The 18,545-nt window shown below is 72.7% G+C and carries 10 protein-coding genes and 1 pseudogene; 7 read left to right on the plus strand and 4 right to left on the minus strand.

Annotation, left to right across the window (positions count from 1 at the left end):
* Positions 1 to 78 precede the first annotated feature (78 nt).
* The 3 genes and pseudogenes from ACZ6CV_RS06110 to ACZ6CV_RS06120 all read right to left on the minus strand — a co-directional run.
* Positions 79 to 780, minus strand: coding sequence for a hypothetical protein (locus tag ACZ6CV_RS06110; protein ID WP_469249802.1), 702 nt, complete (start codon positions 778 to 780; stop codon positions 79 to 81).
* 136 nt (positions 781 to 916) lie between these two features.
* On the minus strand, positions 917 to 4,492 hold the full coding sequence (locus tag ACZ6CV_RS06115) for an ATP-dependent helicase (RefSeq protein ID WP_469249803.1): 3,576 nt from the start codon (positions 4,490 to 4,492) through the stop codon (positions 917 to 919).
* Positions 4,493 to 4,830: 338 nt separating this feature from the next.
* Positions 4,831 to 5,187, minus strand: a pseudogene (locus ACZ6CV_RS06120) (MGMT family protein); the annotation flags it as partial.
* A 203-nt stretch (positions 5,188 to 5,390) separates the two neighbouring features.
* Between ACZ6CV_RS06120 and ACZ6CV_RS06125 the strand changes: the two are divergent.
* Positions 5,391 to 8,183, plus strand: a complete 2,793-nt coding sequence (locus tag ACZ6CV_RS06125; RefSeq protein ID WP_469249804.1) for a lysylphosphatidylglycerol synthase domain-containing protein — start codon at positions 5,391 to 5,393, stop codon at positions 8,181 to 8,183.
* Between the two features lie 40 nt (positions 8,184 to 8,223).
* Here the strand turns inward: ACZ6CV_RS06125 and ACZ6CV_RS06130 are convergent, their stop codons facing one another.
* On the minus strand, positions 8,224 to 8,991 hold the full coding sequence (locus tag ACZ6CV_RS06130; RefSeq protein ID WP_469249805.1) for a YwiC-like family protein: 768 nt from the start codon (positions 8,989 to 8,991) through the stop codon (positions 8,224 to 8,226).
* A 191-nt stretch (positions 8,992 to 9,182) separates the two neighbouring features.
* On the opposite strand from ACZ6CV_RS06130, the gene ACZ6CV_RS06135 reads away from it, so the two are divergent.
* From ACZ6CV_RS06135 to hemG, 6 genes are read left to right on the plus strand one after another with little or no spacing between them, the layout of a single operon-like run.
* Positions 9,183 to 12,884, plus strand: a complete 3,702-nt coding sequence (locus ACZ6CV_RS06135; RefSeq protein ID WP_469249806.1) for a nitrate reductase subunit alpha — start codon at positions 9,183 to 9,185, stop codon at positions 12,882 to 12,884.
* Positions 12,885 to 12,886: 2 nt separating this feature from the next.
* Positions 12,887 to 14,419: a nitrate reductase subunit beta gene (narH, locus tag ACZ6CV_RS06140; protein ID WP_469249807.1), complete on the plus strand. Its 1,533-nt coding sequence runs from the start codon at positions 12,887 to 12,889 to the stop codon at positions 14,417 to 14,419.
* Complete coding sequence (gene narJ, locus ACZ6CV_RS06145) at positions 14,416 to 15,090, plus strand: nitrate reductase molybdenum cofactor assembly chaperone (protein ID WP_469249808.1); 675 nt, start codon at positions 14,416 to 14,418, stop codon at positions 15,088 to 15,090. The genes narH and narJ overlap by 4 nt, the downstream gene beginning before the upstream one ends.
* Positions 15,090 to 15,812: a respiratory nitrate reductase subunit gamma gene (gene narI / locus ACZ6CV_RS06150; protein ID WP_469249809.1), complete on the plus strand. Its 723-nt coding sequence runs from the start codon at positions 15,090 to 15,092 to the stop codon at positions 15,810 to 15,812. Before narJ ends, narI begins: the two co-directional genes overlap by 1 nt.
* Complete coding sequence (locus ACZ6CV_RS06155) at positions 15,809 to 17,017, plus strand: TIGR04053 family radical SAM/SPASM domain-containing protein (protein ID WP_469249810.1); 1,209 nt, start codon at positions 15,809 to 15,811, stop codon at positions 17,015 to 17,017. Before narI ends, ACZ6CV_RS06155 begins: the two co-directional genes overlap by 4 nt.
* Entirely contained in the window at positions 17,014 to 18,459 is a 1,446-nt protein-coding gene (hemG, locus tag ACZ6CV_RS06160) for a protoporphyrinogen oxidase (RefSeq protein ID WP_469249811.1), read from the plus strand. Before ACZ6CV_RS06155 ends, hemG begins: the two co-directional genes overlap by 4 nt.
* Positions 18,460 to 18,545: the final 86 nt, after the last annotated feature.

The raw sequence follows: 18,545 nt of genomic DNA on the forward strand, positions 1-18,545 counted from the left end.
AGAGGCTAGCGGTGGCCACTGACAACCGGGGCGGACCCGGCTTCGGGCGGCCACCGCCCGCTCATGAGGAGCGTGGGATCAGGAGGTCGAACCCAGCTTCTTCGGGTCGACGACCTGGTCGGCCGGCGGAGCCTTGACCTCGACGGCCTTGCCGTAGTCCTTGAAGGTGACGGTGCCGGGGCCGTCCTTGCCCTTGTTGACGACCTTCAGGAAGTACGGCTTGCCCTCCATCGCCACGTAGAAGGTGGTGGTCTCGTCCTTCTTCTTGCGGGTCAGGACCGCCGCCTTCTGGCCGTCGACCTCGGCGTCGTCCTCGCGCTTGAGGTTCTTGAGGTTCTTGTTGCTGAACATGTCGTCCGGGTTGCAGATGGGCTTCCCGCTCTGGTTGGGCTGCTTCACCCAGCGGCCCTTGAGGAGCTCGGCCGTCGAGCCGCCGCCCTTGGCGTCCCAGAACTTGTCGTCGCCCTTGGAGTACTGGAACTCCCCGACGGACAGGAACTCGGCCTTGCCCGACTTGGCCGAACCCATGGTGCCCTTGCAGTCACCGGACTTGGCGACGGCGAACTCGATGTCGCTCGTCTGCCCGCCCTGCTTCATCTGGCCGTTCATCGTGTAGGACCCGGCGTCCTTGGACGCCTTGGACGCCTTGTCGGCGATCTTGTCGGCGCTCATGCCGTCGAAGGGGTCCTTGTCACCGCTGTCGCTGCTGCAGCCCGTCACGCCGATGACGGCGGCGGCACAGACGACGGCCACAGCCAGGAGCTTCCGATTGGCGGCCATATACGCGTATCTCCTAGAAAAGGTGCACCAACAGGCGGCACACAGCATGTCTTTACAGTGACTTTAGATCGGTGGCGGAAATGCTATGCCTCCAGGTGGCCGACGTGACAATTGCCACTGGTGTGCCCGGGGTTACTCACTCCACGACCTGGCGCCCCTCCGGGCGGGCGCTGCACGAGGCGCGGAAGGCGCAGTGGGTGCAGTGCTGGCCGGTGGTGGGTGTGAACCGTTCGTCGAGCACCTTGCCCGCGGCCGTGGCGAGGAGGTCGCCGATCCACTCCCCGGAGAGCGCCTCCTGGGCCTGCACCTTGGGGAGGGCCTCGCCGCCGTTCTTCTTGGCGGCACCCTGGCGCAGCTGCACCAGTTCGGCGCCGCCCGGCTGTGGACGTACGCCGTCGAAGAGGTCGTCGGCGGCGCCCTCGCGGACCGCCAGCTGGTAGACGGCCAGCTGCGGGTGGCGGGCCACCTCGGCGGAGGTCGGGGCCTGCTTGCCGGTCTTGAAGTCGACTACGTAGGCACGGCCTTCCGCGTCCTGTTCGACGCGATCCATGGAGCCCCGTACCCGTACTTCGTAGGGACCGGCCTCCAGGGTCACGTCGAAGCCGTGCTCGCCGGCGACGGGGGTGCGGCTCGCTCGGTCCATCACATGCCACTGGAGGAAGCGTTCGAGCGCCACGCGCGCGTGCTCCTTCTCCTGTGCCGACTTCCAGGGGGCGTCGAAGGCGAGCGCGTCCCACACCGAGTCGAGGCGCTCCATGAGGACGGCGAGGTCGGCGGGGGTGCGTCCGGAGGCGACCTCGTCGGCCAGGACGTGCACCACGTTGCCGAAGCCCTGGGCGGCGGTGGCCGGGGCGTCGGCCTTGACCTCGCGGCCCAGGAACCACTGCAGGGAGCAGGTGTTGGCGAGCTGGTCGAGGGCGCTCCCGGAGAGCACGACGGGCTTGTCGCGGTCCCGCAGGGGCACCTCGCTCGCCGTCGGTTCGTACATGCCCCACCAGCGGTAGGGGTGCGCGGCCGGTACGAGGGGGCGGCCGTCGGCGTCGCTGAGCACGGCAAGGCGGGCCAGGCGCCGGGCCGCCGCCTCGCGCAGGGCGTCGCTCACGCGCGGGTCGACGGTGGTGGCGCGCAGTTCGGCGACGAGCGCGGCGACGGACAGGGGGCGGCGCGGGCGGCCCGTTATGTCCTTGGGTTCGACGCCGAGTTCGGTGAGGAAGCGGGACGGCTGGTCGCCGTCGTCGGCGGGCGCCTTCACCGCGGTCACGACGAGGCGCTCACGCGCGCGCGTGGCGGCCACGTAGAACAGCCGCCGCTCCTCGGCCAGAAGCGCCCCCGGGGTGAGCGGCTCGGCGAGGCCGTCGCGGCCGATGCGGTCGGCCTCCAGGAGGGAGCCGCGGCGGCGCAGGTCGGGCCAGAGGCCCTCCTGGACGCCCGCGACCACGACGAGCCGCCACTCCAGGCCCTTGGAGCGGTGTGCGGTCATCAGGCGTACGGCGTCGGGGCGGGCCGCCCGGCGGGTGAGCGTGTCGGCGGCGATGTCCTGCGCCTCGGTCTCCTCCAGGAAGTTGAGCGCGCCGCGACCACCCGTGCGCTCCTCCGCGCGGGCCGCCGCGGCGAACAGGGCGCACACCGCGTCGAGGTCGCGGTCGGCGTTGCGGCCCGCCGCGCCGCCGCGCCGCGCGGTGCGCTCCAGGCGCCTGGGCCACGGTGTGCCGTCCCAGAGCTCCCACAGCGCCTCCTCGGCGGTGCCGCCGCCCGCGAGGCGCTCACGGGCCTTGCGGAGCAGCGCGCCGAGCCGCTGGGCGCCGCGGGCGTACGTCGGGTCGTGCGCGACGAGGCGCTCCGGCTCGGCGAGGGCGCGGGCGAGCAGCTCGTCGGAGGGCGGCGGCACGTGATTGCCCGCCGCACGCTCCTCCTCGCGCAGGGCGCGGCCGAGCCGCCGCAGATCGGCGGCGTCCATGCCGGCCAGCGGCGAGGTGAGCAGCGTGAGCGCGGTCTCGGTGTCGAGCCAGGCGGGGGCGGCGGATGCGGGGGGCCCGGGGGGCCCGGGGTGCGGGGTGGCTGCCGTCGGTTGCGGGGCGGCACCTTCCGTATCGTCAGCCGCCCCGTCCGGAACCGCCTCTTCGGCGACGTCTCCGGAGACGTCGATTACGGGGACGTCCTCTTCAGGGACGTCGACTCCGGGGACGGCCACTTCGGAGAGGTCGTTTTCGGGGACCTCGATCTCAAGGGTCCCGGCTTCGGAGACGTCGCCTTCGGAGGCCTCACCCTCGAGAGCGCCCCCCTGGAGGACGTCCGCCTCCGCCTCCGCGGCCACCGCCGTCGCCACCACCCGCAGCGCCGTCAGCAGCGGTGTCACCGCCGGCTCGTGGCGCAGGGCGATGTCGTCGCCGTCGATCTCCAGGGGGACGCCCGCCGCGCTCAGGCTGCGGCGCACCGCGGGGATCGTGCGGGCGCCCGCGCGGACGAGCACGGCCATGTCGCCCCACGGGACGCCGTCCTCCAGGTGCGCGCGGCGCAGGATGTCCGCGATGTTGTCGAGCTCCGTGCCGGCCGTCGGGTACGTGTACACCTCGACGCGGCCGCCCTCCCTGACCGGCGCCAGCTCCCGGTGGGCCCGCACCTTCTCGGCGGGCAGCCGGGTCAGCGGCATCCGGCGGGTCAGCAGCCGGGTGGCGCCGAGCAGCTCGGCGCCCGACCTGCGGGACGTCGTCAGGACCTCGACCGGCGCCCGTGTGCCGTCCGCGCGCGGGAAGTCGTACGGGAACTCCAGGATGCCGTTCACGTCGGCGCCCCGGAACGTGTAGATCGACTGGTCGGGGTCGCCGAAGGCGACGAGCGTGCGGCCGCCCTCGGCGAGCGCGTGCAGCAGCCGCACCTGCGCCGGGTCGGTGTCCTGGTACTCGTCCACGAAGACGGCGTCGTACTGCGCGCCGAGCGCCCGCGCGACCTCGGGGCGGCGGGCGAGCAGCACCGCGCGGTGCACCAGTTCCGCGTAGTCGAGGACCCCCTGGAGGTCGAGGACGTCCAGGTACTCGGCGAGGAAGGCCGCGGCCGCACCCCAGTCGGGCCGTCCGCTGCGGCGCGCGAAGGCGTCCAGGGCTTCCGGTCCGAGCCCCAGCTCACGGCTGCGGGCGAGCACCGCGCGGACCTCGTCGGCGAAGCCGCGGGTGGTCAGGCAGGCGCGCAGTTCGTCGGGCCAGCGGATGTGCCCGTGCCCCTCCTGCGCGAGGTCGATCTGGCCCGCGAGCAGTTCACGTACCGCCACGTCCTGTTCGGGACCGGACAGGAGCCGCAGCGGCTCCACGAACAGTTCGGCGTCCTGGTGGGCGCGGACCAGGGCGTAGCAGAAGGAGTGGAAGGTGGTGGCCTGCGGGGCGTGCGCCGCCCCGACGCGCAGCGCCATGCGGTCGCGCAGCTCCACCGCGGCCTTGCGGCTGAACGTCAGCACCAGGAGGCGCGCCGGGTCCGCGCCCCGCGCGACGCGCTCGGCGACGGCCTCCACCAGCGTGGTCGTCTTGCCCGTGCCCGGTCCGGCAAGGACCAGCAGCGGCCCGCCCTCGTGGTCAACCACACGGCGCTGACCTGCGTCCAGGCGAGGGGGAGCCGACGGGGTCGGCGGCGTACGAACCAGTCGGTAGCCGTCCCTGGCCCCCTGTCGTACCGGGTGGTGCGACGGGTGCCGGATGTGCCGAGTGGAAGAGGGGGAACTCACGTGGGTCGCCGGTCCTGGTGGGTCTGCTGGTCGAAGAGCGGCTGCGCGGTGGCCGCGGGGTGAACGGGATGCGTGACGTCGACGCTACGCCAGTGGGCGGGGAGGACGCGTGGCTTCCCCCGTACGGGCCACCGGTCCCCCGCCGGGCCGCCCGATGCCGGAAGCTGTCAGGTGTGAGCCTCCGGAGCCTACGGGCGAGCGTCACCCGCGACGTCGCCCGCCGCGTCGTCGCCCGCCGTGGCCGCGCCTGCCCCAGGGCCGCACGCCGCCGCGTCGCACGCCTCGTCGCCGCACGCCGCACCGCCGCCCGCCACGCCGCCCTCGGCGCTCGCTCCCGCGCCCACTCCCGCCCCCTCGCCGTCCCACCGCGCCCGCCGCATGTCGAGCTTCGGGACGTGGCCCTGGGCGGCGCGCGAGGCCTGCCGCAGGGGCGTGCCCTCCTCCCGGTAGCGCTCCAGGGCCCGCAGTTCGTGGCCCGGCAGCAGGACGCCGTCCGAGCGCACCACGCGCCACCACGGAACGCCCCCTCCGTAGAGGGTCATCACGCGTCCGACCTGTCGTGGGCCGCCCTCCTCGAGCCACTCGGCGACGTCCCCGTACGTCATCACCCGACCCGGCGGGATCAGCTCCGCGACGTCGAGAACCCGCTCCGCGTACTCCGGCAGCGCCTGGCTTTCCTCGCTCATCCGGACCATCCTGCCGCACGCCACCGACAGGGTGACGGGCCCGGCACGGAGGGTGCCGCAGGCCCCGTGACACGGCACAAAGTGTCGTTTCGTGACCACTTCGCGTCCTTGCGTTGCCCCCTGATGCCCCCCTCCGGGGGCCGGACATGCCACCATCGTGCGGGCGGTGACTGGTGATACGAGATCAAGAAGAGACGACGGAGCGGCAGGGCGTGCATCCCGATGAGAAGGCGGGCACCTCTGCGTCCGAGTCGCACCCGGACACCGGTGAGAACGCCCTGAAGACCGACAAGATCGACAAGACCGAGACGACCGAGACGACCGGGCCCCGGAACACCGAGCCCGAGAAGGCCGGGCGCAGCGACCGGGCGGACGAGTCCGGCTGCGCCGACGAGGGCGAGTCGCACACCGACCGCGTCGCGCGCGACGAACCGCTCCTCGCCGCGCGCGTGCACCGTCCCTCCGACCTCATGCGGCTCCTCGTCGGCGTGCTCGCCATCGCGGTGCTGCTCGCCATCGCCGCGTTCGCCCACGGCACCACCTCCGGGCTCGAACAGGACATCGACAAGGGCACCGAGCAGGCCCCCGACCTGCTGATCAAGGTGGCGGGTCTGGTCGCCAGCATCGGCGTGCTGCTCGTCCCGGTGGCGTTCGCGATCGAACGCCTGATCAAACGGGACGGGCTGCGCATCGCCGACGGCGTGCTGGCCGCCGTCCTCGCCCACGGCGTGACGCTCGCCACCGACCTGTGGGTCGCCAAGGGTGCCCCCGACTCCATCCAGGACGCGCTGACCAAGCCCTCGCCGGCGGACGTGCACGCCTTCACCGATCCGGTGCACGGCTACCTCGCACCCGTCATCGCGTACATGACGGCCGTCGGGATGTCCCGCAGACCGCGCTGGCGCCTGGTGCTCTTCGTGGTGCTGCTGCTGGACGCGTTCACCATGCTGGTGACCGGCTACACGACGCCGTTCTCGATCATCCTGACGGTGCTGATCGGCTGGGCGGTGGCGTACGGCACGCTCTACGCCGTCGGCTCACCGAACGTGCGGCCGACCGGCCAGACGCTCCTCGCCGGTCTGCGGCACGTCGGCTTCCACCCCGTCAGCGCGGCCCGTGAGGAGTCCCCGGACAGCGAGCACGGCGACCGCGGCCGCCGCTATTTCGTCACCCTGGAGGACGGCCCGCCCCTGGACGTCACGGTCATCGACCGCGAGCAACAGGCGCAGGGCTTCTTCTACCGCGTCTGGCGCCGGCTCACCCTGCGGGGCATCACCCAGCGGCGCAGTCTGCAGTCGCTGCGGCAGGCGCTGGAGCAGGAGGCGCTCCTCGCGTACGCGGCCATCGCGGCCGGGGCGAACGCGCCCAAGCTGATCGCCACGTCCGAGCTCGGCCCCGACGCCGTGATCCTCGTCTACGAGCACACCGGCGGCCGCACCCTGGACTCGCTGCCGGACGACGCCATCACCGGTGACCTGCTGCGCGACACCTGGCGCCAGGTGCAGGCCCTGCAGTCGCGGCGGATCGCGCACCGCAGGCTCGCGGGCGACGCCGTCCTGGTGGATCGTTCCGGCAACGTGATCCTCACGGATCTGCGCGGCGGCGAGATCGCCGCGGGCGACCTGGTGCTGCGCATGGACATCGCGCAGCTGCTGACCGCCCTCGGCCTGCGGGTGGGCGCCGAGCGCGCGGTGGCCGCCGCCGTCGAGATCCTCGGCCCGGACGCGGTCGCCGACTGCCTGCCGCTGCTGCAGCCCATCGCCCTCACCCGGTCCACGCGCTCCACCCTGCGCAGGCTGGCCAGGGAACGCTCCCAGCGCGAGCGTGAGGCCGTCCTGGAGGCCTCCCGCAGGTCCAAGCAGACCGCCCGCGCGGAGCTGCCCGAGGAGGAGCCCGCACCCAAGCCGTCGCAGAAGCAGGAGAAGCAGGCGGCCAAGCAGGAGCGGCAGGCCGAGAAGCAGGCCATAGACGACGCCCTGGACCAGGCCCGCGAGGAGGACCTGCTCACCCAGATCCGCCACCAGGTGCTGCTCATCCGCCCGGCGGCGCCGGTCGAGCCGGCGCAGCTGGAGCGCATCAGGCCACGGACGCTGATCAGTTTCATCGCCGGTGCCATCGGCGCGTACTTCCTGCTGTCGCAGCTCACCCACGTCGAGTTCGGCACGCTCTTCCAGGAGGCGGAGTGGGGCTGGGTGGCGGCCGCGGTGGGCTTCTCCGCGCTGAGCTACTTCGCCGCGGCGATGAGCCTGCTCGGCTTCGTACCGGAGCGGGTGCCGTTCCTGCGGGCGGTGGCGGCGCAGGTCGCCGGGTCGTTCGTGAAGATCGTGGCGCCCGCGGCGGTCGGCGGCGTCGCGCTGAACACCCGCTTCCTGCAGCGCTCCGGGGTGCGGTCGGGGCTCGCGGTGGCGAGCGTCGGCGCCTCGCAGCTTTTCGGGCTCGGCTCGCACATCCTGCTGCTGCTGATCTTCGGCTATCTGACGGGAACGGAGAAGACGCCCTCGTTCACGCCGTCCCGCACCGTCATCGCCGGTCTGCTGTCGGTCGCGGTGCTCGTCCTCGTGGTGACCGCGATCCCGTTCCTGCGCAAATTCGTCGTCACGCGCGTGCGGTCGCTTTTCGCCGGTGTCGTGCCGCGCATGCTGGACGTGCTGCAGCGCCCGCAGAAGCTGCTCACCGGCATCGGCGGGATGCTGCTCCTCACCCTGATGTTCGTGCTCTGCCTGGACGCCTCGGTACGGGCCTTCGGCAACGAGGAGATGACGTCGCTGAGCCTGGCGAGCGTCGCGGTCGTCTTCCTCGCGGGCAACGCGCTGGGCTCGGCGGCGCCGACGCCGGGCGGTGTGGGCGCGGTCGAGGCGACGCTGACCTTCGGTCTGATCGCGGTCGGGGTGCCCAAGGACGTGGCGGCGCCCGCCGTGCTGCTCTTCCGGCTGCTCACGCTCTGGTTGCCGGTGCTTCCGGGGTGGCTGTTCTTCAACCACCTGACGAGGAAGGGCCTGCTCTGACCCGACCCTGGCACGGGAGGGGCTGTTTCCGACGGCGCCGTCAGAACACCAGCAGGAGCCCCGCCAGGAGCAGCACGGCGCCCATCACCTCCACCGCCCCGACCACCGGCACCCGCACGCCCCTGCCGGGCAGCAGCGCCGCGCGGGCCAGATAGCCGGCGAAGAGGAGCGCGAGCCACGGATTCAGCGCGTACGCCGCGGGCACCGCGAGCACGTGGTACGTCACCGACGCCCGGAAGTACGCGCGGGAGTCGCGCTCCCGGATCATCGTCTTCACGTACGGCACCGTGCCCGCGAAGAACAGCAGGCAGGCGAGGGCCGGGCGCCAGCCGTCGGCGAGGGAGCCGCCGCCCAGCCGCAGCGTGACGAGGAGCATGCCGCAGGCGGGGACCACCGCCGCCAGGCCGTTGAGCAGGGCCCGCTCCTTGTTGCGCCACGCGTAGAGCGTGTTCACGGCCACGAAGGGCGCGGCGCAGCAGGCCGCGAGCAGCAGCCAGGGGTACGCGAACAGGAGCGGCACCCCGCAGACCGCGCACACCGCCGCCGACACCAGGGCGGGCCGCACATGGCGGCGCGGGGCGCGCGGGTTGCGGGAGAGGCGGCGCAGCCGGAGCCACTGCTGGGTGTGGAAGGCGGCTACGTACCCCGTCAACCAGGCGACGAACAGCGGCAGATGGGCCCAGCGCGGTCCGGCGCCGGGGCCGTCGCCGAGGAACACGCCCGCCGTGAACGGCACCGCGAGCATCGCCCACGCGCCGTGCTGGTTCGGCAGCCACGTGTGGAGTCCGCCCCGTCTCTTCCTGCCCATGCGTTCAGCCTCTCAGCACCTCGGCCCGCTGCCCGGTGCTTTCAGCCTCGCAGCATCAGGGCCCGGACAATTCCTGCTGTAAGTCACCCCTTGACGGGACCTTGGACCCCGGGGTCCCAACCGCCGCCAGGCTTAGGGTCGTTGTAGGCCGCACATGTGGTGGGGCCCTTTCTTCGGGACGGCCGGGAGATATGACGTTGCAGCAGAGGAAAGACATCGCTGAGACGCTCGTGAAGGCCGGGAGTTTCTTCACCCGGACCGCGGAGACTTCCGCGGATCTGCACCACGTGCGACGCACCGGCGGCCGGGACGGGGAAGCCTTCTACCGCGATCGTTGGAGCCACGACAAGGTCGTGCATTCCACGCACGGCGTGAATTGCACCGGCTCGTGCCGCTGGAAGGTGTACGTCAAGGACGGCATCATCACCTGGGAGACGCAGGCCACGGACTATCCCTCCGTGGGGCCCGACCGTCCCGAATACGAACCCCGCGGGTGCCCGCGCGGCGCCTCTTTCTCCTGGTACACCTATTCGCCGACGCGCGTGCGGTATCCGCATGTGCGCGGCGTGCTCCTGGAGATGTACCGGGAGGCGAAGGCGCGGCTGAAGGACCCCGTCCTCGCCTGGGCGGACATCCAGGGCGACCCCGAGCGCCGCCGCCGCTACCAGCGCGCCCGCGGCAAGGGCGGCCTGGTGCGGGCGAGCTGGGACGAGGCCGTCGAGATCGTCGCGGCGGCGCACGTCCACACCATCAAGGAGCACGGCCCCGACCGGGTCGCCGGGTTCTCCCCCATTCCCGCGATGTCGATGGCGTCGCACGCGGCGGGCGCCCGTTTCCATTCCCTCATCGGCGCCCCGATGCTCTCCTTCTACGACTGGTACGCGGATCTCCCCGTCGCCTCTCCGCAGGTCTTCGGCGACCAGACCGACGTACCGGAGTCGGGCGACTGGTGGGACGCCGCCTATTTGATGATGTGGGGCTCCAATGTGCCGGTGACGCGGACGCCCGACGCGCACTGGATGACGGAGGCGCGATACCGGGGACAGAAAGTCGTCACCGTATCGCCGGATTTCGCGGACAACACGAAATTCGCCGACGAGTGGATGCATCCGCACCCCGGAACGGACGGCGCGCTCGCCCTCGCGATGGGGCACGTCATTCTCCGTGAGTTCTTCGTCGAACGGCAGACCCCGTTCTTCCTGGATTACGTGCGTCGCTACACGGACCTGCCTTTCCTCGTCACCCTCAACGAGACCGAGCACGGACTCGTCCCGCACAAGTTCCTCACCGCGGCCGACCTCGACGACGAGCGGAAAGCGGCCGAGAACGCCCGCTGGAAGACCGTCCTGATCGACGACGCGACGGGCGAGCCGACCGTCCCGAACGGCACGCTCGGCCACCGCTGGGGCACCTCGAAGACCCCCGACTGGAACCTCGACCTCGGCGACACCGTGCCCCGGCTCACCCTGTACGGCGAGGACACCGCGGAGATCGTGCTGCCCCGCTTCGAGGACGGTCATGGCGCTCAGGATGCCGCCGCGAGCGAGGGTGACAACGGTGTCGTACGCCGGGGTGTGCCCGTCCGGCGCCTCGGCGACCGGCTCGTCACCACCGTCTACGACCTGATGCTCGCCCAGTACGGCGTCCCGCGCGCGGGGCTGCCCGGCGAGTGGCCCGCCTCCTACGAAGACGCCTCCCAGCCGGGCACCCCGGCCTGGCAGGAGACCCTCACCTCCGTGCCGGCCGCGCAGGCCGCGCGCGTGGCGCGGGAGTTCGCCGGGACGGCCGAGGCCTCCCAGGGGCGCTGCATGATCCTCATGGGCGCGGGGACCAACCACTGGTTCCACGCGGAGACCACCTACCGGGCCTTCCTCGCGCTGCTCACGCTGACCGGCTGCCAGGGGCGCAACGGCGGCGGCTGGGGCCACTACGTGGGCCAGGAGAAGTGCCGGCCGGTGACCGGCTGGGCGACGCTGGCGAGCGCGTCGGACTGGGGGCGCCCGCCGCGCCACATGATCGGCGCGGGCTGGTTCTACCTCCACACCGACCAGTGGCGCTACGACAGCCTGCCCGCCGAGGCCCTCGCCTCGCCGCTGGGCGAGGGCCGCTTCGACGGCATGTCGGGCGCCGACTGCCTGGCCGCCTCCGCGCGCATGGGCTGGATGCCCTCGTACCCGACCTTCGACCGCAACCCGCTGGACCTGGGGGCCGCCGAGGACCCGGTGGCGAGCGCCGTCAAGGAGCTGGCGGCGGGCACGCTGGGCTTCGCCGGCGAGGACCCGGACGCGCCCGGCAACTGGCCGCGCGTGCTCAACGTATGGCGGGCCAATCTGCTCGGCTCGTCCTCCAAGGGCAACGAGTACTTCCTGAAGCACCTGCTCGGCACGCACTCCAACCTGCCCGACGACGGGCCGCGTTGCGTGCCGCGCGATGTGCGGTGGCGGCCCGACGACGTCGAGGGGAAGCTCGATCTGCTGCTCTGCCTGGACTTCCGAATGACGTCCACGACGCTGCTCTCCGACGTCGTCCTGCCGGCCGCCACCTGGTACGAGAAGCACGACCTGTCCTCCACCGACATGCACCCCTTCCTGCACGCCTTTACGCCGGCCGTGGACCCGCCCTGGCAGGCGCGCACCGACTACGACGCGTTCCTGGCGCTCGCGCGCCGCTTCGGCGAGCTGGCGGGCGAACACCTGGGCGTGCGCCGTGACCTCGTCGCCACCGCGCTGCAGCACGACACCCCGGGCGGCGAGATGGCCCAGCCCGGCGGCGTCGCGCTCGACTGGTCGAAGGGCGAGTGCGAGCCGGTGCCGGGGCGCACGATGTACGACCTGACCGTCGTGGAGCGCGACTACGGGGCGGTCGGCGAGAAGTTCGCCGCGCTCGGCCCGCTGGTCGACCGGCTGGGCGTCACCACGAAGGCGGTCACGTTCGACGTCGCCGAGGAGATCGCGTACCTGAAGGCGAAGAACGGCACGGTGCGCGGCGGCACGGCCGACGGCAGGCCGCGCCTGGACACCGCCCAGCGGGCCTGTGAGGCGATCCTGTCGCTCTCCGGGACCTCCAACGGCCGTTTGGCCACCCAGGGCTTCGAGACGCTGGAGAAGCGCGTCGGGACCGAGATGGCGCACCTGGCCGCGGAGGCCGAGGGGAAGCGGATCACGTTCGCGGACACCCAGGCGCGGCCGGTGCCGGTCATCACCTCCCCGGAGTGGTCGGGCAGCGAGTCCGGCGGGCGGCGCTACACGGCGTTCACGCTCAACACCGAGCACCTCAAGCCCTGGCACACGCTCACCGGGCGCCAGCACTTCTTCCTCGACCACGACTGGATCCACGAGGTCGGCGAGGCTCTGCCCGTCTACAAGCCGCCGCTGAACATGCACCGCCTCTACGGAGAGCCCGAGTTGGGCTCCCGGACGGGCGACGGCGGCGGCCGGGAGGTGGCCGTGCGCTTCCTGACCCCGCACAACAAGTGGGCCATCCACTCCCAGTACCAGGACAACCTCTACATGATGACGCTCGGCCGCGGCGGTCAGACGGTGTGGATGTCCCCGCAGGACGCGGAGGCCATCGGGGTGCGCGACAACGAGTGGATCGAGGCCGTGAACCGCAACGGCGTCGTCACCGCCCGCGCGATCGTCTCCCACAAGATGCCGCCGGGGACGGTCTACATGAACCACGCCCAGGAGCGGACCGTCGGCGTCCCGAAGACGGAGAAGACCGGACGGCGCGGCGGCATCCACAACTCGCTCACCCGGATCATGCTCAAGCCCACCCATCTCGTGGGCGGCTACGCGCAGTTGACCTGGGCCTTCAACTACCTGGGGCCGACCGGCAACCAGCGCGACGAGGTGACGGTGATCCGTCGCCGCTCGCAGGATGTGGAGTACTGATCATGCGCGTCATGGCCCAGATCGCCATGGTCATGAACCTCGACAAGTGCATCGGCTGCCACACGTGTTCGGTCACCTGCAAGCAGGCGTGGACGAACCGCAAGGGCACCGAGTACGTCTGGTTCAACAACGTCGAGACCCTGCCCGGACAGGGCTATCCGCGCCGCTGGGAGGACCAGGAGCGGTGGAAGGGCGGCTGGGAGCGGACCAGGTCCGGCCGGCTGCGGCTGCGGGCCGGAGGGCGCCTCAAGCGGCTCGGCCAGCTCTTCGCCAACCCCGAACTGCCGGAGCTCTCGGACTACTACCAGCCCTGGACGTACGAGTACAAGAACCTGACCGACGCCCCGGCGGGCGACGACATCCCGGTCGCCAAGCCGGTCTCGCAGGTGACGGGCGAGCCGATCGGCACCATCGAGTGGGGCCCCAACTGGGACGACAACCTCGGCGGCGCCCCGGAGCACGGGCCAAGGGACCCCCTCGTGGAGAAGATCCGCGACGAGGTCGGCGAGAGGATCCGCTTCGAGTTCGAGCAGAGCTTCATGTTCTATCTGCCGCGGGTCTGCGAGCACTGCCTCAACCCCGCGTGCGTCTCGTCGTGCCCGTCGGGGGCGATGTACAAGCGCGAGGAGGACGGCATCGTCCTCGTCGACCAGGACCAGTGCCGCGGCTGGCGGATGTGCGTCACCGGCTGCCCGTACAAGAAGGTCTACTTCAACCACGCCACCGGCAAGGCGGAGAAGTGCACGTTCTGCTTCCCGCGCGTGGAGGTGGGGATACCGACCATCTGCTCGGAGACCTGTGTCGGGCGCATGCGCTACCTGGGGGTGATGCTGTACGACGCCGACAAGGTGACCGAGGCCGCCTCCGTCGAGGACGAACAGGACCTCTACCCGGCGCAGTTGGAGTGCTTCCTCGACCCGCACGATCCGGCGGTCGCGGCCGCCGCCCGCGCGTCCGGCATCACCGACGAGTGGCTGGACGCGGCGCGCCGCTCCCCCGTGTACGACCTGATCAGGACGTACCAGGTGGCGCTGCCGCTGCATCCGGAGTACCGCACGATGCCGATGGTCTGGTACGTGCCGCCGCTCTCCCCCGTCGTCGAGGCGGTCGCCGCCGCGGGCCGCGACGGGGAGGAGGCGGGCAACCTCTTCGGAGCGATCGACTCGCTGCGCATCCCCGTCGCGTACCTGGCCGAACTGCTCACCGCGGGCGACGCGTTCGCCGTCGACGCGGTGCTGCGCCGGATGGCGGCGATGCGGTCTTACATGCGGGCCGTCAACCTCGGCCAGACCCCGGACGAGGCCGTGGCGAATGCCGTCGGGCTCACCGGCGAGGAGCTGCGGGACATGTTCCGGCTGCTCGCCGTCGCCAAGTACGAGGACCGGTACGTGATACCGACCGCCGCGCGGGCCGACGCGGACGCCCTCGCCGGCACGCATCCCCTCGATGACGGCTGCCCGGTGGGCGAGGCCGTACCCGCCGTCCCCGAAGAGCGCGTGCTGCTCAATCTCAGCCCCACCCGGAGGAGCGCATGAGCCCCGACGCCGTCGTCCGCCTCGTCGCCGGACGGCTCCTGCAGTACCCGGACGAGCGGCTCTACGCCGACCTGGACCGCCTCCACGACGCGTGCGACCACCCCATGCTGCGGGAATTCGTCGCCCACGCGCGCGTGCGCCGTCCCCTGGACCTCGCCGCGCACTACACGGACGTCTTCGACACCCGCAACCGCCGCTGTCTGTACCTGACCTGGTGGTCGGACGGCGACACCCGCAACCGCGGGCTCTCCCTCGTGCGCGTCAAGCGCGTGTACCGGGAGCACGGCCTGGAGTTCGCCTCCACGGAGCTGCCCGACTTCCTGCCGGTGATGCTGGAGTTCGCCGCCCGCGAGGAGGCCGCGGGCACCGCCCTCCTGGAGGAGCACCGGGCCGGGCTCGAACTGCTGCGGCTCGCCGTCACCGACGCGGACACCCCGTACGCGCGCGTGCTCGAAGCGGTCTGCGGGACACTGCCCGGCCCCTCCCCGCGCACGCGCGCCGAGGCCAAGGCGCTGGCCCGCAGCGGGCCGCCGCGCGAGAGCGTCGGCCTGGAGCCCTTCGGGCCCGGCATGGAACCCCTCGGGTCCGGGATGGAACCCCTCGGGCCCGGCGTGGCCCTCCCCTGGCCCACGCTCCCCGGCCGCTCCGGACGGGAAAGGACCCCGGCGTAATGGACCTCATGCTCTGGGGCGTCATGCCCTATGTCGCCGTCACCCTCCTGGTCGCGGGCCTCGCCTGGCGGGCCAGGTACGACCGGTTCGGCCTCACCACGCACTCCTCCCAGCTGCGGGAGTCGCGGCTGCTGCGGATCGGCTCGCCGCTGTTCCACTTCGGGATGGCGTTCGTCGTGCTCGGCCACGTGGTGGGGCTGCTGATCCCGGACGACTGGACCGACGCGGTGGGCGTCAGCGACCACACGTACCACCTGATGGCCGTCTCCACCGGCGCCGTCGCGGGCCTCGCGGCGGCCGGCGGGATCGGCGTCCTGGTCTACCGAAGGCTGACCGTGCCCGCCGTCCGCAAGGCCACCCTGCGCAGCGACCACCTGATGTACACGGTGCTGCTCGCCGCGCTGCTGCTCGGCCTGGTCGCGACCGTCCTCAACTCCTCCGGAGCGGTCGACTACAACTACCGCGAGGGCGTCTCCGTCTGGTTCCGCAGCCTGTTCACGCTCCGGCCCGACTACGCGCTGATGGGCGCCGCGCCCCTCGCCTTCAAGCTGCACGTCGTCTTCGGCTTCGCGCTGTTCGCGCTGATCCCCTTCTCGCGGCTCGCCCACATCGTCAGCGCGCCCTTCAAGTACCTCTTCAGGCCGTACGTGGTCTACCGCAGGCGCGACCCCGGGCGGCTCGCGAACCGGGAACCGGAGCGGGGCTGGGAGCGGGTGTCGTGAGCCGCCTCGTCAGGCGCCCGCCACACGACGTCGGCGAGCGCCCCTTCATCGTCATCTGGGAGGCCACGCGCGCGTGCCCGCTGGCCTGTGTGCACTGCCGGGCCGAGGCGCAGCCCGCGCGGGACCCCGGCGAGCTGGACGGCGCCGACGCCCGCCGTCTGATGGACCAGATCGCGGCCTTCGGGCGGCCGAGCCCGCTCTTCGTGATCACGGGCGGCGACCCCTTCCAGCGCCCCGACCTCACCGACCTCGTCGCGTACGGCACCTCCCGCGGGCTCCGCGTCGCCGTCTCCCCCTCGGGCACGCCGACGCTGGACCGGGCGAACCTCACGGCGGTGCGCGACGCGGGCGCCGTCGCCCTCTCGCTGAGCGTCGACGGCTCCACGGCCGCGCGGCACGACGCGTTCCGTGGTGTGGACGGCGTCTTCGAGTGGACCCTCGACGGCTGGCGGACCGCCCGTGAGCTCGGCCTGAAGGTGCAGATCAACACCACCGTCACGCGCGACAGCCTGGAGGACCTCGCGGACGTCGCCGCCCTGGTGCGCCGCGAGGGCGCGATGCTGTGGAGCGGCTTCGTGCTGGTGCCGACGGGCCGCGGCGAACAGCTCGCCGCGCTCACTCCCGGCGAGGTCGAGGACGTCCTGCACTTCCTGTACGACACGGGCGCCGTCATGGCCACCAAGACCACGGAGGGGCACCACTTCCGCCGCGTCATGCTCCAGCGGACCCTCCTGGAACGGCACGGCGGGACACCCGTGACAGGGCCCCTGTACGCGCGGCTCACGGCACGCGCGCGTGCGCTCGGTCTGCACGACGGGGAGCGGCGCGCGGTGCGCAGACCGCCCATGGACGTCGGCTCCGGACGCGGCTTCGTCTTCGTCTCGCACACCGGAGAGGTCCATCCCAGCGGCTTCCTGCCGTTGTCGGCCGGCAACGTCAGACACCATCCGCTGGTCGACATCTACCGGGGCTCCGCGCTCTTCACCACGCTGCGCGACCCGGCGCTGCTCGGCGGGGCGTGCGGCCGCTGCGAGTTCAACACCGTGTGCGGCGGCTCCCGTTCGCGCGCGTACGGGGCCACGGGGCGGGTCCTCGCCGCCGATCCCTGGTGCGCGTACGAACCGGGGAGCTTCCCCCACCAGGACGAGCTGCGCGAGCTGCTCGCGCCGGGCACCCCGGCACCGAACGAAGGGAGCGCGGCATGACGCGTTCAGTGATCGTCGTCGGCGGCGGCATCAGCGGACTGACGGCGGCCCTGCGGCTGCGCGCCGACGCGGAGGTCACCGTCCTGGAGGGCGCCCCCGTCATCGGCGGCAAGCTCCGCACCGGCACCCTCGCGGGCGTCCCCGTCGACGAGGGCGCCGAGTCCCTGATGGCGCTGCGCCCGGAGGCCGTGCGCCTCGCCGAGGACGTCGGCCTCGGCGACGACCTGTGCGACCCGGCCCCCGCGCCCACCACCCTGTGGTCCCACGGCGCCCTGCGCCCGCTGCCGCCCGGCCACGTCATGGGCATCCCCACCGACCCCGACGCCCTGACCGGCACCGGGCTCCTGTCGGACGAGGCGGCGGCCCGGCTGTGCCTGGACGAGACGCTGCCCGCGGAGCCGCAGGGCGACGACGTGTCCGTCGCCGAGTACCTCGGCGGGCGGCTGGGTCAGGAGGCCGTGGACCGGCTCGTGGAGCCGCTGCTCGGCGGGGTCTACGCGGGCCGCCCCGACCGGCTCTCGCTGCGGGCCGTGCTCCCGCGCGTGGCGGCGGTCGCCGAGCGGGGTGGGCCGCTGCTCGCCGCGCTGCGGGAGATGCGTACGCCGCCCGGGGCCACCGCCCCGCGCGCGGGGAGCGCGAAATCCGGGAGCCCGCGCCCCGTCCCCGTACGCAGCCTGCGCGGCGGCAACGGCCGTCTCCCGCACGCCGTGGCCGCGGCGAGCGGCGCCCGGATCCTGACCGGCACGCGCGCGCGTGAACTGCAGCGCACCCCCGCGGGGCGGTGGCGGGTGCTCGCCGTCACCGGTGACGGCCCGCTCCTCCTGGAGGCGGACGCCGTGGTGCTCGCCGTGCCCGCGTACGAGGCCGCGGAGCTGCTGCGCCCGCACGCGCCGCTCGCGGACGCCGACCTGGGGGCGATCCAGCACGCCAGCACGGCCGTGGTGACCATGGCGTTCCCGCGCACGGAAGCCCTCGTCCGGGGGCAGGGGAGCGCCGGGCACGGGGACGCGCTGCCCATAGGCAACGGCTTCCTGGTGCCGGCCGTCGACGGGCGCGCCCTCAAGGCCGCCACGTTCCTCAGCAACAAGTGGGGCTGGCAGGGCGAGGCCGCGCCCGACCTCTTCCTGCTGCGCACCTCGATCGGCCGGGTCGCCGAGGAGCACCGGCTCGCCCCGCCGGACCGCCATCTGATCCGCACCTCGGTCCGGGAGCTGCACGAGGCCCTCGGCCCCATCGGGGAGCCCGTCGCGGCCCGCGTCCGACGGTGGGAACGCGGCCTTCCGCAGTACGGGGTCGGCCACATCGAGCGCGTCGCCCGGGTCCGTGAGGCGGTCGGCGGCCTGCCGGGGATCGCGCTGTGCGGGGCCGCGTACGAGGGCGTGGGCGTCGCCGCGTGCGTGGCCACGGGGACGGCGGCGGCCCGGCAGCTGGCCGAGGGCTGAGGACCGGTAAAGTCGGCGCGCTGCTCAGCCCGCGCCGGACCGGGCACCGCGGCCCTCAGACATCCGCGTTGTGTGCCGGCCGGAGA

This window comes from Streptomyces sp. NPDC041713, from assembly GCF_055591085.1.